Annotated in this window: 16 protein-coding genes and 1 tRNA gene; 2 read left to right on the top strand and 15 right to left on the bottom strand. The window is 49.9% G+C overall.

The window, feature by feature from the left end; all coding sequences use genetic code 11:
* Positions 1 to 35 precede the first annotated feature (35 nt).
* The 9 genes from pheS to OQJ98_01215 all read right to left on the bottom strand — a co-directional run bounded on the left by pheS (position 36) and on the right by OQJ98_01215 (position 6,709).
* Entirely contained in the window at positions 36 to 767 is a 732-nt protein-coding gene (gene pheS / locus OQJ98_01255) for a phenylalanine--tRNA ligase subunit alpha (GenBank protein ID MCW9054592.1), read from the bottom strand.
* 136 nt (positions 768 to 903) lie between these two features.
* Entirely contained in the window at positions 904 to 1,758 is an 855-nt protein-coding gene (locus OQJ98_01250) for a hypothetical protein (protein ID MCW9054591.1), read from the bottom strand.
* A 26-nt stretch (positions 1,759 to 1,784) separates the two neighbouring features.
* Positions 1,785 to 3,335: a glycosyltransferase family 2 protein gene (locus OQJ98_01245; protein MCW9054590.1), complete on the bottom strand. Its 1,551-nt coding sequence runs from the start codon at positions 3,333 to 3,335 to the stop codon at positions 1,785 to 1,787.
* An 8-nt stretch (positions 3,336 to 3,343) separates the two neighbouring features.
* A tRNA-Thr gene (locus OQJ98_01240) sits at positions 3,344 to 3,416 on the bottom strand.
* 161 nt (positions 3,417 to 3,577) lie between these two features.
* On the bottom strand, positions 3,578 to 3,973 hold the full coding sequence (locus OQJ98_01235) for a hypothetical protein (protein MCW9054589.1): 396 nt from the start codon (positions 3,971 to 3,973) through the stop codon (positions 3,578 to 3,580).
* A 5-nt stretch (positions 3,974 to 3,978) separates the two neighbouring features.
* On the bottom strand, positions 3,979 to 4,563 hold the full coding sequence (gene tsf / locus OQJ98_01230) for an elongation factor Ts (GenBank protein ID MCW9054588.1): 585 nt from the start codon (positions 4,561 to 4,563) through the stop codon (positions 3,979 to 3,981).
* A 30-nt stretch (positions 4,564 to 4,593) separates the two neighbouring features.
* On the bottom strand, positions 4,594 to 5,316 hold the full coding sequence (rpsB, locus tag OQJ98_01225) for a 30S ribosomal protein S2 (GenBank protein MCW9054587.1): 723 nt from the start codon (positions 5,314 to 5,316) through the stop codon (positions 4,594 to 4,596).
* Positions 5,317 to 5,413: 97 nt separating this feature from the next.
* Positions 5,414 to 6,382, bottom strand: a complete 969-nt coding sequence (locus tag OQJ98_01220; GenBank protein ID MCW9054586.1) for a PCRF domain-containing protein — start codon at positions 6,380 to 6,382, stop codon at positions 5,414 to 5,416.
* A 63-nt stretch (positions 6,383 to 6,445) separates the two neighbouring features.
* Positions 6,446 to 6,709, bottom strand: coding sequence for a type B 50S ribosomal protein L31 (locus tag OQJ98_01215; protein MCW9054585.1), 264 nt, complete (start codon positions 6,707 to 6,709; stop codon positions 6,446 to 6,448).
* A gap of 131 nt (positions 6,710 to 6,840) precedes the next feature.
* Between OQJ98_01215 and OQJ98_01210 the strand changes: the two genes are divergently transcribed.
* Positions 6,841 to 7,059, top strand: a complete 219-nt coding sequence (locus OQJ98_01210; GenBank protein ID MCW9054584.1) for a hypothetical protein — start codon at positions 6,841 to 6,843, stop codon at positions 7,057 to 7,059.
* A gap of 39 nt (positions 7,060 to 7,098) precedes the next feature.
* On the opposite strand, the gene OQJ98_01205 is transcribed toward OQJ98_01210, so the two are convergent.
* From OQJ98_01205 to OQJ98_01185, 5 genes are all read right to left on the bottom strand, one after another.
* Positions 7,099 to 8,478, bottom strand: a complete 1,380-nt coding sequence (locus tag OQJ98_01205; protein MCW9054583.1) for a hypothetical protein — start codon at positions 8,476 to 8,478, stop codon at positions 7,099 to 7,101.
* A 68-nt stretch (positions 8,479 to 8,546) separates the two neighbouring features.
* Positions 8,547 to 9,188, bottom strand: coding sequence for a 50S ribosomal protein L25 (locus OQJ98_01200; protein MCW9054582.1), 642 nt, complete (start codon positions 9,186 to 9,188; stop codon positions 8,547 to 8,549).
* 49 nt (positions 9,189 to 9,237) lie between these two features.
* Entirely contained in the window at positions 9,238 to 10,203 is a 966-nt protein-coding gene (locus tag OQJ98_01195) for a D-glycerate dehydrogenase (protein MCW9054581.1), read from the bottom strand.
* A 201-nt stretch (positions 10,204 to 10,404) separates the two neighbouring features.
* The gene (locus tag OQJ98_01190; protein MCW9054580.1) at positions 10,405 to 10,806 is read right to left on the bottom strand and encodes a helix-turn-helix domain-containing protein; all 402 of its coding nucleotides are present in this window, start codon (positions 10,804 to 10,806) and stop codon (positions 10,405 to 10,407) included.
* A 277-nt stretch (positions 10,807 to 11,083) separates the two neighbouring features.
* Entirely contained in the window at positions 11,084 to 11,947 is an 864-nt protein-coding gene (locus OQJ98_01185; GenBank protein ID MCW9054579.1) for a class II fructose-bisphosphate aldolase, read from the bottom strand.
* Between the two features lie 51 nt (positions 11,948 to 11,998).
* Between OQJ98_01185 and OQJ98_01180 the strand changes: the two genes are divergently transcribed.
* A complete protein-coding gene (locus OQJ98_01180) occupies positions 11,999 to 13,000 on the top strand; it encodes a carbohydrate kinase family protein (protein ID MCW9054578.1) in 1,002 nt (333 codons plus the stop codon).
* Between the two features lie 76 nt (positions 13,001 to 13,076).
* Here OQJ98_01180 and cfa read toward each other — a convergent pair whose 3' ends face one another.
* Positions 13,077 to 14,186 carry a cyclopropane fatty acyl phospholipid synthase gene (cfa, locus tag OQJ98_01175; GenBank protein ID MCW9054577.1) on the bottom strand — a complete coding sequence of 370 codons (1,110 nt, stop codon included), beginning with the start codon at positions 14,184 to 14,186 and terminating at the stop codon, positions 13,077 to 13,079.
* Positions 14,187 to 14,195: the final 9 nt, after the last annotated feature.

Here is a 14,195-nt window from a genome sequence, read left to right as displayed (position 1 = left end):
ATCTATCTTCTACCTCCCATTTTCTACTCTCCAATTTAGAACTGATTGACGAACCTGAGGTCGCCTGTGTGAAAGAGGCGCGTGTCATCAATGCCGTACTTAAGCATGCCGAGCCGCTCAACACCGGTACCGAACGCAAAACCCTGCCATTCTCGCGGGTCAATACCTGAGCTCTCAAGCACCTTCGGATGGACCATGCCGGCGCCCATAATCTCAATCCACTTCCCCGCGAGCCGCTCGGGTACATTCTCCCCCACCAAGCGCATATCAATCTCAACCCCCGGCTCCACAAACGGGAAATAGCTCGGACGAAGCCTGACCTCGACATCCGCGCCGAAGAACTTCTCAAAAAAGGTGGTGAGTACCCCCTTGAGGTGCGCTAAGGTCACATCTTTCCCAATCATAAGCCCCTCGACTTGGTAAAACTGCGCTTCATGTGTCATGTCAGTCGCCTCATGTCGATAGACCTTGCCCGGCGCAATAATCCGGATCGGGAGATCGTCCTTGTGCGCTTCCATATAGCGCACCTGGACGGGTGAGGTGTGGGTGCGGAGGAGTTTCTTTGCGTTAAGTGGTTTAAGCCAGAAAGTATCCCACATATCACGCGCGGGGTGATTAGCCGGCACATTGAGTGCGTCAAAGTTGTAGTGCTCGGTCTCGATCTCAGGACCTTCTGCAAAGGTAAAACCCATCTCGCCAAAAATCGCGTTTATTTCGCGGATCATGCGCGTGATGGGGTGTATGTGTGCTGTATGTTCAGCAGTCATACGCCTGAGTATACCAAAAAAGTGCCTTTGGAGCATTACGTCTCCAGACCCGGAAAGCCGAAGAGTGGAACCTTCGAATCTAATGATATATCACCGGGTTCAAGACCTTGGTATTAACATTGTTTCTTTACCCTTCTTACAACTCGTACTCGAATATCTTAAATCCGGTGCCTGTTGGTTCTTTGAAATAAATACTCGCTCCCTTGGTACGGACCATCATACCAGTCGCATCAAAAAGTGTCTGGGTGTTGCGTGGAATTCGTGGATCGATCTCGGTCATATATGCCACTCCATCTGAAACAGTGATGAGGAGCTCATTTGACTGCGGATGAAAATCAAAGAAATCAACAGTCTGATCTTTTACGTGTATGACTTTGTTGCACACCCGCTCCTCACAGAAATACGATGGTGCGCGCCCCACACTATTGACCCAGCGTGCGTAGACCCCATCTTCTTCTTGCCAAAGGACAACATCTCCTTTGCGCTTCACCTCACGCACCACTCCGTGTGTTGAGGTGGCAAGCTCATCCGGGTACTCGTCTGTTTGGAGTGTTGTTGCGGTTGATGTTGCAAAGAGATCAAGCAGGTCTTCGTACTTTGAATCTGACGGAAGCACTTCGACATACGGAATGTGCTCAGGGAGGATAAACGCTGCTGCTTCAGAGACGCGCTGTGGATTTACTTCGAGGATCTTCTCCCATGGTCGATATCCTTCCTTCTCCACTCGCACGTAATACACGCGTGGGGTAAGGTCTTGCACAAAGAAGCCGTTCTTAAGAATCCCGACTTTCTTCCGTACTCTTCCATCAAGGAGAAGTTCCGCGCCCGACTCACCGACCCCGATATAAATACCCCCGGTCTTTACCAAAGAGAATCCCTCACCGAGACGATACCCGGTAGAATAGAGGACGGTTGCCGGAACCAACACAACAAAAACAAGCACCAGGAGTGCCAAGTAAATACGTCGTGTTTTTCTCGGAAGTGGCTGCATACCCACTACTATACCTGGAATCTCCCTTAAGTCGAACGAGTGGCGCGCTTTGGCGTAACCCAAAAGCCCATGTACCGACCGAACATAAGACGTGTCTGCGCATCAAGTCCCGGTATCGCACTAAAGACGATCATCGTTACCGGCACCAAGATCCACTGCAAGGTCATACCAATATATTTCGATCGAGAGCAATGTTGTGGACGCTCCGGTAGAAGTGAGGTCGAGATGATCGCGGAGACGATCAAGCCGCCCATAGCAAGCGTGAGGAAGGTGCGCGCGACGATTGGAAGGTTGTACGAGAGGATTGTGGTACTAAATTCACGCCCACCAACAAGCAGTGGCAACCAGCCGAGCGAGAATAGTATGAGCGGATGTGTGGCAAGCGACCAGAACCCCTCGATCTGAACCCATACCATGCGGAGTCGATCGAAGAGAGAAAACCGCTTGTTCCGTATCGCATGATAGATAATATACGGCACATTCTCGACGCCGTATGTCCACCGTCGATTTTGCTTATAGATATTCTTAAACGTCTGCCACGTGCTCACTGCGAGATTTGCGTCCATAGAAACCGGATACGAGATTGGTACTACCCGATAATCACCGTTGTGCGCAAAAAACATATTCCAGAAAATGCGCGAGTCCTCGCTTACCATATTCTTCTGCCAGTAACCCACTCGGTGAAGTGCCGCGAAGCTTACCGCGTGCGAGGAGAATGTCGCGAGCTTCTCTGGTCGTTCCTGTTGGATCATCTGCCAAAAGGTACCTGAGGTTGCCGCCACACGCGAGAATGACGGTGCCTCCCAGATGTTGTTGTTATAAAGCGGCACCGGCTGGAAAGACGCGTAATCAGGACGCTCAGTGGTAAGGAAATACCAGTTGAGACAAAGAAAGTACTGTGGGTAGACAACTGTATCAATATCAAACGCGGAGACAATGACATCCTTGTAGGAGATACCTTGCGGGTCGAGCACGTGTGTCCGCGCCCACTGTGCGGCATGTGCGATATTTGACCCCTTTCCCGCCATCTCTCCAGGCACATCTTTCGGGTGCACACTAACGCCAATATATCCAAATACCGACCCATACTCAGACACGACACGCTCAGCTATCTCTTGCGCACTCTTCCCCGCCCGCTCCTCAGGAGCAAGCACCACATATATCTTCTTCTTATCACCACTGGTCTCAGCGAGTTTGGCAACAGTCGCTGAGACTGTTGCATAATCTTCTTGATAATACGGAAGCAAGATCAGGTGCCGCAAATGCCCATACGAGAAGTGCTCAAGCATCTTCTCCCAGTCCATATTCATATTGCGCTTCAGTCGACGCCAGTTATGCCGAACATGGAGCGAAAGGTAGATCGTCTTTAGAAGCCAAAAGAGCGAGAATGCGATGATAAGATATGCCGCGGCAACTGGAGCAAAAAATGAGAGGAAGACCACCCCGATAAGGGTCAACCACGAGAGTGTCCCGGGCAAGATCTCAAGTGCGCGATAGAGTAGTCGGTCCCTTCCGTGAAGCTCGCTCGCACGCCCCACATGAAGGTCCTCGGGGAGATATAGACTTGTGTCTTTCATAAAATCGGAGCCACCTGTCAGATTCGAACTGACGACCTACGGTTTACAAAACCGTTGCTCTACCAACTGAGCTAAGGTGGCAAATCTTGATATTGCCTTTACACAGACAATGTATATCACATCAGACCAAGGAGGAGCAACGGTTTTGTACAAAACTTTCAAACAGAGTTTTGGCTCTGTTTGAACTCCCCAACTGGGCTAAGGTGGCAAGTCTTACTTGATGAACCTTCAAACTAACCTGGCTATTCTACACTATTCCCTCTTTCTTTTCCAAGGCTCTGCTTATGCGCCGATACACTCTTAAGAAAGTCAGAGTTCGTCACGCCACGCGAGACTTTCCGTCTCCCCCGAACATACTCAAGCACTCTGAATATCTTTTTCTCGAGCATCTTAAGAAGCGCGAGTAAGATGAGTGCGCTATAGTGCATAAGAACATGGAACACCCGCGCGATGGAGGAATGATCAAGTGTTGGAATACGAGCTCGAACAGATCTTCCGGTCGCATCCACCCATTCATCAACATGGGCACGTACTCGCTGAGCGACTCGCGCACCGCGTTGCAACTCCCAGAGCCGAAATGCCACAAGGAGAACGATGCCTGCGAATGAGGCAAAGAAGATGCTGATACTTATCGCCATATGTACTATATACTGTACCGGGTAAAGTCGGAGACCTCAATACGCTCACCAAACTTCTGGGTCGCAGACTCAATAAGCCCCTTAATCGTAACACTCGGATCCTTGATAAAGTCCTGCTCAAGCAATATCTTCTCTTTAAGATATGCGTCAATCTTGCCTGAGAGGATCTTCTCTTGCATTTCGGCCGGTTTGTCAGCAACCTCTTTACGAAACACCTCCTCGGCGGCAGCGGTTGCCGCGGGGGTCACCTCGTCACGAACCTTAAACTCTGGAGCGCTTGCCGCAATCTGCATAGCGATATCGCGTGCAAGCTGAACAAACTCCTCGTTCTTCGCCACGAAGTCTGTCTCGCACGAGAGCACGATAAGCGTGCCAACCTGTTTTGTGTTGTGAATATACGACTCAACTACGCCGGACCCGAGTTCTCGTCCAGATTTCTTGGCTGCGATATCACCACTTTTCTTACGTAAAAGAACCTTCGCCTTTTCCATATCACCACCTGCTTCCTCAAGCGCCTTCTTGCACTGCATAACCGAAACACCGGTAAGGTCACGAAGTTCCTTGATCTGTTCAGTAGTGATAGTACTCATTGTTTTTTATTTCTTTGAATATGAATAATATTATTCCTCAGTCTTTTTGATGACCCCCTTGTTCTCGCGGTACGCCGCCGCAATACTCTCCACAAAGAAAGTAATGCTCTTCACTGAGCCGTCATTTGCGAGAATCGGATATGTCGCGTCAGCAACATCACAGTCTGAATTCATGAGGGCGATGATCGGAATACCTGCCTTCTTTGCCTCCTCGACTGCAATAGATTCGCGTTCTGTGTCGACAACAAAGAGTGCTGCGGGGAGTGTCTTCATTGGGGTCAGACCACCAAAGGTCTCGGAAAGCGACTCGATCTCACGAGTGAGGAGGAGTTGCTCACGCTTCGTGTATTTCTTTGCAAGCTCCCCGCTCTCCTTCTCTGAAGCGAGTGTCTCGAGGCGTTCAATGCGCTTCTTGATCTCACTGAAGTTCGTGAGCGTTCCGCCGATCCAACGGCTAGTGACATACGGCATATCAAGAGAAAGTGCAGTAGCTGAGACAACTCCACGGGCCTCATTCTTACCCGCAACAAAGAGGACCTGCTTCCCTTCGCGCGCGAGTGAAGCCACAAAGGTACGCGCATCATCGAGAAGCCCTTTAGTCTTCTCAAGGTCAAATATCTCAACCATGTCTTTTGCACCAAAGATGTATGGGCTCGCCGTGGGGTGGCGCCGCGTCTTGCTGTATGCGAAATGAGCACCTGCTTCAAACATTTGCTCGATAGTGTTATTTTCTTTTGTTGTTACAGTATCCATATATATGGTCACGTTTTGTACCACAAGAGTCTAGCAAAAACGGGTTGATTTCGCAAATATATTCTTAACTCGGTCCTTGAATAAACAAAAACTACTCTTACTCCACCTCTTCTGCCGACTCATCCTGAAAAGCCGCAACAATCCCTGAAAGATCGCCATTAAGGATGGCGCCGATGTTTGACCACGACTTCTTGAGGCGATGGTCGGTGATACGGTCCTGCGGGAAGTTGTATGTGCGCACCTTCTCTGAACGGTCAGCTGTTTTCACCTGCTCTCTTCTCTCTTTTGCAGCTTCCCCCGCTGCCTCTTCTTCCATTTTTTGTTCAAGCTTTGCTTGAAGTATTCCGAGTGCTTTCTCGCGGTTCTGTGCCTGTGAACGCTCTGAAGTACAGCGGACGTCAATACCGGTCGGTTTGTGAATGAGCCGCACTGCTGTTTCGACCTTGTTCACATTCTGCCCGCCGGCACCACCGGAGCGCGAGAACTCCATCTCAATATCCGCCGGATTGATCTCAACATGTTTCTTCTTGCGCACCGGCAGGATCATAACCGAGGCTGTTGAGGTATGAATGCGCCCCTGCTTCTCGGTAGCCGGGATACGTTGCACACGGTGCACACCGGTCTCAAATCGGAGAACACGGTACACGTCTTTCCCTTTGATCTCAACAGACGCCTCTTTGTAGCCACCGAGCGAGCTCTTCGATTCATCGAGCGCGCGATATTGCCAGCCCTCCTTCTCCGCAAAACGCTCATACATCATCACCAACTCCTCCGCAAAGAGAGCGGCCTCCTCCCCGCCGGCACCTGCACGAACTTCAAGAATCACCTCATTCGGGAATTGCTCTTCCTCTTCCTCAGCTTTTGTGATCTTTTCCATCTCAAGGATGAGATCTTGTTGCTGTTTCTGGATAGACGCAACCTCCTCTTCCGCGAGTGGCGCGTACGACGGATCTTGTGCCATGTCACGCACACTCAAAAGCTCCCGCTCAAGTCGATCGTATTGATCAACCAAAAATGCAGTCTTGTGGTTTGTGCGATATTCAGTGAGTTTTGCTTCGTCGAGCATGGTATTCATTCTAATACAAAAATGCGTCTGTCGTTAGACGAGACGCACATTCATTTGACTGAGTTATTTCTTCGAACCCTGAGCCGCAGCAGCTCGTGCTTTAAACTTCTCGACTCGCCCCGCAGTATCCATAACCTTTTCTTTTCCAGTGTAGAATGGGTGTGAGGCACTTGAGATCTCTACCGTGCAGAGTGGATATTCCTTTCCATCAGTCCACGTATCAGTTGCATCAGTGGCTACGGTTGAACCAATAAGAAACCGCTCCCCGCTTGAGCTGTCAGCGAAGATGACTTTTCGATACTGTTCCGGATGGATATCCTTTTTCATAGAGGGCACTATACCAGATGTACTAAGGAGTTGCAACGAGGCTAATTCTCGTGCATAGTGGGACGAGATTCAATCATCTAATATCTTGACAAGGTGTCAAGATCTTGGATTTTAGCCAGGGAGATATGCCTATGGGACCTATCGAAGCTACCGCACCGGCATTTGTTGCGGGTAACAAAGTCGCCCTCACCGAGGATTTCTGTGACGACAACTTCTCGTTCGCCAAAGGCAAGACAGGGGTTGTGACTGGGTTCACAAATAGCTGGCAAGTTCGTGTCAGCATATTCAACCCTGACACAAACAGAAACGAGACCATCGAAGTGCCCCGCGAATTCCTGGAGTACTCCTAAGGCAACACCCCGCGCATTGCGCGGGGTGTTATTTTTCTACTACGAACTCTCGAGCACATCGATCAGTCCTTGATACTTCTGCGCAAGCTCCATCACCCCATCTCCGTAAAAGCCATATCGCGGGTTCTTGGCATTTGTCCAGCCGGCGAAGTAGCGAAGTGCAGCAAGGCGCTCAGCGGCGTACGTCCCTTTGTCCGCGCCATTGTCGCTCATCAAAAGCGCTGAGGCTATGAACGCAGTCCGTGGATTCCATGGGTTGGCTGGGTTTTCACCACTTGCGCGTGCAATGCGTTTCTTATAGAGATTCCACGTCGATGGAATAAACTGTGCCGGCCCCATAGCACCACCGTACCCATACGATGGTGGACACGAGACCACCTGCCCGTAAGGATTGATACCCAACTCACCGGTGATTGCAAAGAAAGGATCTACGTCGCGACTTGGATGCATAACGTGCTTAAAGTACCGACCGGTGTTAACCCCTTTGCCGTCTCCTTTGTTGGGGTCGTTGGTCAAGAGACACTGCCCTACATTCTCGCCAAGATTCGTCTCTTGCGCCAAGATGCCGAGTATCAGTGCCGGTCGCACACCGGTGATGTTTGAAGCCTCGAGTGCATATTGGTACGCCTCAGCAAACGGGATTGGCGCGCTACCTCGAAGTGTAAAGAGTTCAGCTCGAATCTCACCCGCAGTCCGGCGTTTACTGGTGATCAGTTGTTGGTATGCCGCCTCTTCACCCTTGGTGATATCGAGGATTCTCTGACGTTCGGCTTCGCGCATCTCTATCTTCTGCTTCTCAAATACCTGAATCTTGCGAAGCTCTTCTTCAGAAGCGCGCCGATCAATAAGTATTTCCTTCTGCGCCTGGGTATCTTCTTTTGTCAGCGCAATCTCGTCAAATGAGACACTGAGCCCCGCCTTGATTGACTCAAAGTTGTCGATGTCCTCAAAGAAATCCGAGACGTTCCCGTTCCCCAGCACCACTTCAGCAAGAGAATAGTCATCAATCTCGTTTGTCTTTCTTAAGAGCTGCGCGAGCGACTCTTTCTGGCGCTCAAGCTTTTTATTGAGACCTCCGATAGTCTCTTCTTTCCCATAGATATCCTGTGTGATCCGCTTAATCTCAAGATCGCGCGCCCGTATTGAGAGTCGAGCCTTTTGTATCTGTGCATCAAGAATTGCGACATCACGCTCAAGAGAAGTACGCTCTTGCCTCTTATCATCAAGGAGTACTTGTTGGTCGGCGATCTCTTTTTCAATACCGGCAAGCTCCGCTTCGAGTTGTGCGCGCCGCGCGGCAACCTGTTCATCAGCAGTCTGCGCAAAAAGTGGGAGCACGGTGGTAACACCGACAAACACCAATGTGCTCATCAATGCCACAAGGAGTATGAATGCAAACCGCAGTGATGTGACTCTCATTGACTTTAGTATAGCAAAACGCGCACAGTGGAGTAAGGTGCGCGTCGGGGATGCGTGGAGATATATGATTATTCAGTAGGTGTTTCTTCCTCTTCTTTCTTTCCTTTCCGCTCCACCTCAATATCTTCAATAGATGCCTCGGAAGTTTCCTCTTCTTTCTCCTCCTTCGCCTCGTTCACCAGAGCAACAGCCTCCTCTTCGTTGGTTATAAGCGTTGCGCTCTCGGGTATAGCAACGTCCTTTGCAAGAATATGACTCTCAAAGTCTTTGAGTACCTCAACATCAACCTCGATATGCTGCGGAAGGTCTTTTGGCATAACCTCAATCTCGATCTCATGAAGCACCTTCACCAAAATACCACCGAGCTCCTTCACTGCTGGTGCAACACCAACGAACTCGATCGGCACCTTCACTGTCACTTTCTTACCCTTCTCCATTACATAAAAATCTGCGTGGCGTGGCTCACCAGTTACCGGATGAAAATCAACGTCCTGAATGAGCACCTCTTTATCAATTCCATCACCTTTCAGTTCAATGACGGTTGATTCTCCTGCTTCTTTCCAAAGTTTCTTGAACGCATCCACCTCAAGTGCAATCGGTGTTGCCTCCTCCTTGGGACCATAAAAGACCGCGGGCATTTCCTTGCCGCCACGGAGTTCTTTGAGGCTTTTCTTCCCCTCTCGCACTCGGACTTGTAGTGTCTCTGTCATGAGGCTCTAGTATACGGATTCTGTATAGAAAATCAAGCGCTGAAGGCACTTACACAACAATATGCTCCGGGGTCTTCCCTGAAAGAAAGTCAATAATGCTCCGCGCAGCCATCTCAGACATTGCACCGCGGGTCTCCTCGGTAGCCGAGGCAATATGTGGTGTGAGGACCACATTCTCAAGCTCTGCCAAGCCAGGCGCAAGCGTGGGCTCATTCTCAAACACATCAAGTGCCGCTCCTTTGATAACTCCGCCTTTAAGTGCCTCAACGAGCGCACTCTCATCAATAACCGGTCCGCGTGAGGAGTTTACCAGGTACGCACTTCGCTTCATCATATCGAGACGCTCCTTGTTTATAAGGTGCTCGGTCGACTCAAGAAGGGGCACATGCACCGTGACCACGTCCGCTTCTTTGAGAAGCTCCTCAGGCGTTTCTTTGAATACCGCACCATACTCCTTCTCAATATTTTCATTTCGTTTGATATCGTAGTAGATAACATTCATATCAAGTCCGCGTGACGCAAAGTGTGCAACGCGCGTGCCAATACGCCCCGCACCCATAACACCAAGCGTTTTGCCTTTAAGGTCTGTCCCGAGGAGCAGCATTGGTGCCCAGCTGTCATACTTGCCGGCACGCACGAACCGGTCTCCCTCAGCAATACGCGAGGTGATCGAGAGCATGAGTGCGATTGTGTGCTCGGCAACTGTGTCAGAGAGTACGCCGGGGGTGTTGGTGACCGTAATGTCGCGTTTTTTTGCCTCGTCGAGGTCGATGTTGTTGTAGCCAACCGCGTAGTTCGCAAAGATCTTCACCCCGGGTGCTGCATCAAAGACCTCAGCGTCGATCGTGTCGGTGAGGAGCGAAAGCACTGCGTCATACTCGTCTGCCTTGAGCGCTGCAATGAGCTCATTACGGGTCAAGACACCGTCTTTCTCGCTTACCAAAACCTCATACCCTGCCTCTCTGAGAAGTGTAATACCCGCTTCAGGAATCCTTCTTGTTACAAATACCTTCATTGTCATTGTTATTATTATTTATCTTACCAACCATACGGCACACTTGTAAATCACATACCATTCATACAATAACCAACCCCACAGCACACTTGTGAATCACATACCATTCATACGATATATCGTATGAATGAAAAACGAGCTCTGTGATGCTTTATGCTTCTATGTTGTAGAGCACTGGTCTCTTCTGTGAATAAACTGAAGTCAGTATTCATCAACAGACTTCTTGAACGAGCGTGTGCGTCCAGTAAACGTGAGATTGACGAGAGATTCAAAAAGCGCTTCAAGAGACCCTTCTCTACTCTGCTTCCACATCCAATTGGATGTGTGCTTATACTTGCCAATTTCTTCTAAAAGTGAGAATCGCTCTGCTGTTGAAGGGCTCACGCCAAGCACCTGCGATATTTTGTATGAGGAATACCCTTTTCGTATCAACAAGAGCATCCCGAGACGCTTTGCAAGCATGGTGCGTTCGGTCTCCGTTAAGAGTTCGTTGAATATATCGACACGAGTACGTGACCCGCTATTGCGAAGCAGGTGTGTAAAATGTTGATCGAGCTTTTGTGTGATGCGCTCGTCGATGTCTTTCTTTGACACATGCGGCATACACAAAGTATACGATATATCGTATGAAATCTTCAGTGGGCAATCAATGCGTAATGTGTATAACAATTCTCATACGATATATCGTATGAATGAAGAAGTGGGGGTGGAGTGAAGATGGGGTCATACGATATATCGTATGAATGAGGGAGTGGGGGTGGAGTGAAGGTGGGGTCATACGATATATCGTATGAATGAGGGAATGAGGGTGGAAAGTGCGGGTGGAAAGTGAAGTGGTGATGCTGTGTTATTGGAAACACTGCATTGTTGCGGAAGGAACCTACATTCGGTTAAAGAGTTTGAGGCGTTGCTCAACCACCTCTCGAACACCTTCAACACCCTGCTTCATAAAGCGATATGGCGCGATCTCACCAGGATTTTCTTTAAGGCCCGCCTCGATTCCCTTTCGATATGCAACGCGGATCTCAGTGTTGATGTGTACGGTCGAGATACCCGCTTCGATTGCCGCGACAAAGTCTTCGTCCGAGATACCTGAGCCACCATGAAGCACCAACGGTACACCACCCGCTTCGTGCAGCTTTGTGATCTGCTCGATGTTGAGTTCCGGATTTTTCCCGCTCTTGAGCATACCGTGAAGATTGCCAACAGCCGGTGCCACAAGATCAACCCCTGTCTCTGCAACGTATCGCCCGATCTCTTCTTCTGTTGTCACCGCGCCCTCCGGATCAACTCCCTCGGGGAGCTCGTCGAGCATCTTTGACGAAGTGCCGATATAACCGATCTCACCCTCGACTATTATCTCAGGGTTCACGCTTCGCGCGTATTCGACCACCCTCCTGGTCTCAGCAATATTCTCCTCAAGAGAGAGCTTCACCCCGTCAAATATGACCGCGTCATACCCCGCGTCGATCGCTTCCTTACATCGTTCAAATGAGTAGGTGTGGTCAGCATTGAGAAAAATAGGGTGGTCAAATTCTTCCCGCATACTCTTAACAAGTACTGCCGCCTGGCGCACCCCAACAAAATCACGCTCGCCCTCAGATGTCCCAATAATGACCGGCACATCGAGCTCACGCGCTGCCCTGACGATTGCGTGGAGTTGTTCGGTGTCAGAAACGTTGAAATGCCCGAGAGCGACCTTCTTCGTCTCAGCGTCTGCTATGCACTCTCGTAGTGTTTTCATACACACCATGGTACCACACAGGGGAAGTCGCGTATGATACTATGTGTGCATATGGAAAATACTGAGCAACTCGACTTCGTCGGTCTTGGAGACATCACCACCGACGCCTTTATACGCCTAGAGGACGCGCGCGTGAATTGCACAATAGATGAAGATGCGTGTCAGCTCTGTATGGACTTTGGTTCAAAGATCCCGTACGAATCAGCAACAATAGTGCCCGCCGTTGGAAACTCCCCAAATGCAGCCGTCAGCGCGCATAGACTCGGTCTCCGCTCTGCTCTCATCACCTCTCTCGGAGATGACAGAAATGGCGAGGAGATGCTCGCACAACTCAAAAAAGAAGGGGTGAGCGATGAATTTATAACCGTCGAGAAAGGTGTGGAATCAAACTACCACTATGTTCTTCTGTACGATGCAGAACGTACGATCCTGGTAAAGCACCATGAGTATCAATACAAACTCCCTGAGTTCAAGACTCCACCACGATGGATCTACCTCTCCTCGCTCGGTGAAAACTCTATCCCCTACCATCATGAGATCGCAAAGTATGTGAAAGACCACCCCGAAGTGAATCTCGCCTTCCAGCCAGGCACTTTCCAGATTAAGCTCGGTGCCGATACACTCAAGGACATCTACGAAGTATCTGCGCTCTTCTTCTGCAACAAACAAGAAGCACAAAAGATACTTCAGACGGATTCTGAAGATATAGAGGAGCTCCTCGAAGGTATTCGCACACTTGGCCCAAAGATCGCCGTTGTCACTGACGGTCCTAAAGGAGCGTTTGCTTCTGATGGCACGGAGAGCTGGAAGATGCCAATGTACCCTGACCCGGCCCCGCCGGTTGACCGCACCGGCGCTGGTGACTCATTCTCTTCAACGGTCACTGCGATGCTTGCTGCGGGGATGTCGCTCCCTGAGGCGCTCGCGCGCGGTCCAATCAACTCCATGTCAGTCGTCCAGCAGATCGGCGCGCAGGCGGGGCTCCTCTCACGAGATGAGATTGAGCGCCACCTCGCCAATGCACCGGTTGATTATGTGGTCACTAAGCTCTAATACGGCTCTGTAGAGCCGTATTAAACGCCAACCAGAGGTTGGCGTTTAATGTTTCCTGTTTAATTCTTCCTCCTCGTTAGCGTACCGACTGATACCCACCACGAACTCCTCCTTTGGAGAGCGTGATCTGCCAAAGCTGGTTCTTGCGCGAACGAAACGATCCGGCTGACATCATAAGGTAATATTTCCACATACGATAAAAACGTTCGCCATAGTGGTCTTTAATATCACTCCAATGCGCGTCAAAATTTTTGAACCAATGCATGAGAGTTGTGTCATAATCTGTACCAAAATTATGCCAATCTTCCATAACAAAAAGTCCCTCAATCGACTCCCCGATCTGCGTAATGGACGGCAACATGCCACCAGGAAAGATATACTTCTCGATCCATGGATCGGTTGTGTGCGCCGACCTGTTCCCGCCGATAGTGTGGAGCAAGAACATGCCACCATCTTTAAGGTTTCGGTGTGCAACCTCCATGTACTCGCGATAATTCTTACGCCCTACGTGTTCAAACATACCGATCGAAACAATGTGGTCAAATTGCTCATTCATCTCTCGGTAATCCTGAAGCCGGATCTCGACCGGGAGACCCTTCACACTCTCCTCAGCAAGGTTCTTCTGTTCTTTAGAGATAGTGATCCCGACCACCTCGACACCGTAACGCTCGGCGGCAAACTTCGCAAAACTTCCCCATCCACAACCAATATCCAAAATACGCTGCCCTTTCATAAGGCCTAATTTACGACACACAAGGTCAAGCTTTGCTTCCTGCGCTTCATCAAGGGTGTTCGCATCTCTCCAGTATCCACACGTATAGACCATGCGTGAATCAAGCATGCGTCGATATAAATCATTCCCAACGTCGTAATGCTCCTCCCCCACCTTAAAGGCGCGTTTCGGACTCTGTAAGTTCACAAACTTGGCGCGCAATATGTGTAGCATTAGGGATGGTGTAATGATCTTTTTCTCAAGTTCAGCGGAGAGCACCTTATCAAAGAACATATCAAGTGACTCAGCATCCCACCAACCGTCCATGTAGCTCTCGCCAAGCGCGAGCGGCCCCTCAGCGAGCACACGACGAAAGAACCGAGGGTCTTTAACCTGAATGTCCCACGGCTTATTGCCACCCACCTCAATGCCCGCATGCGCAAGCAGCTCCTTCCCTTTCTCTTCACTTTTCATAAAACCACC

This window comes from Candidatus Paceibacterota bacterium, assembly GCA_026195275.1.
Classification (GTDB): domain Bacteria; phylum Patescibacteriota; class Minisyncoccia; order Phycocordibacterales; family JABMNX01; genus JABMNX01.
Note: the sequence above shows the minus strand (reverse complement) of the source record. Positions and strands in the feature narration are given on the sequence as shown.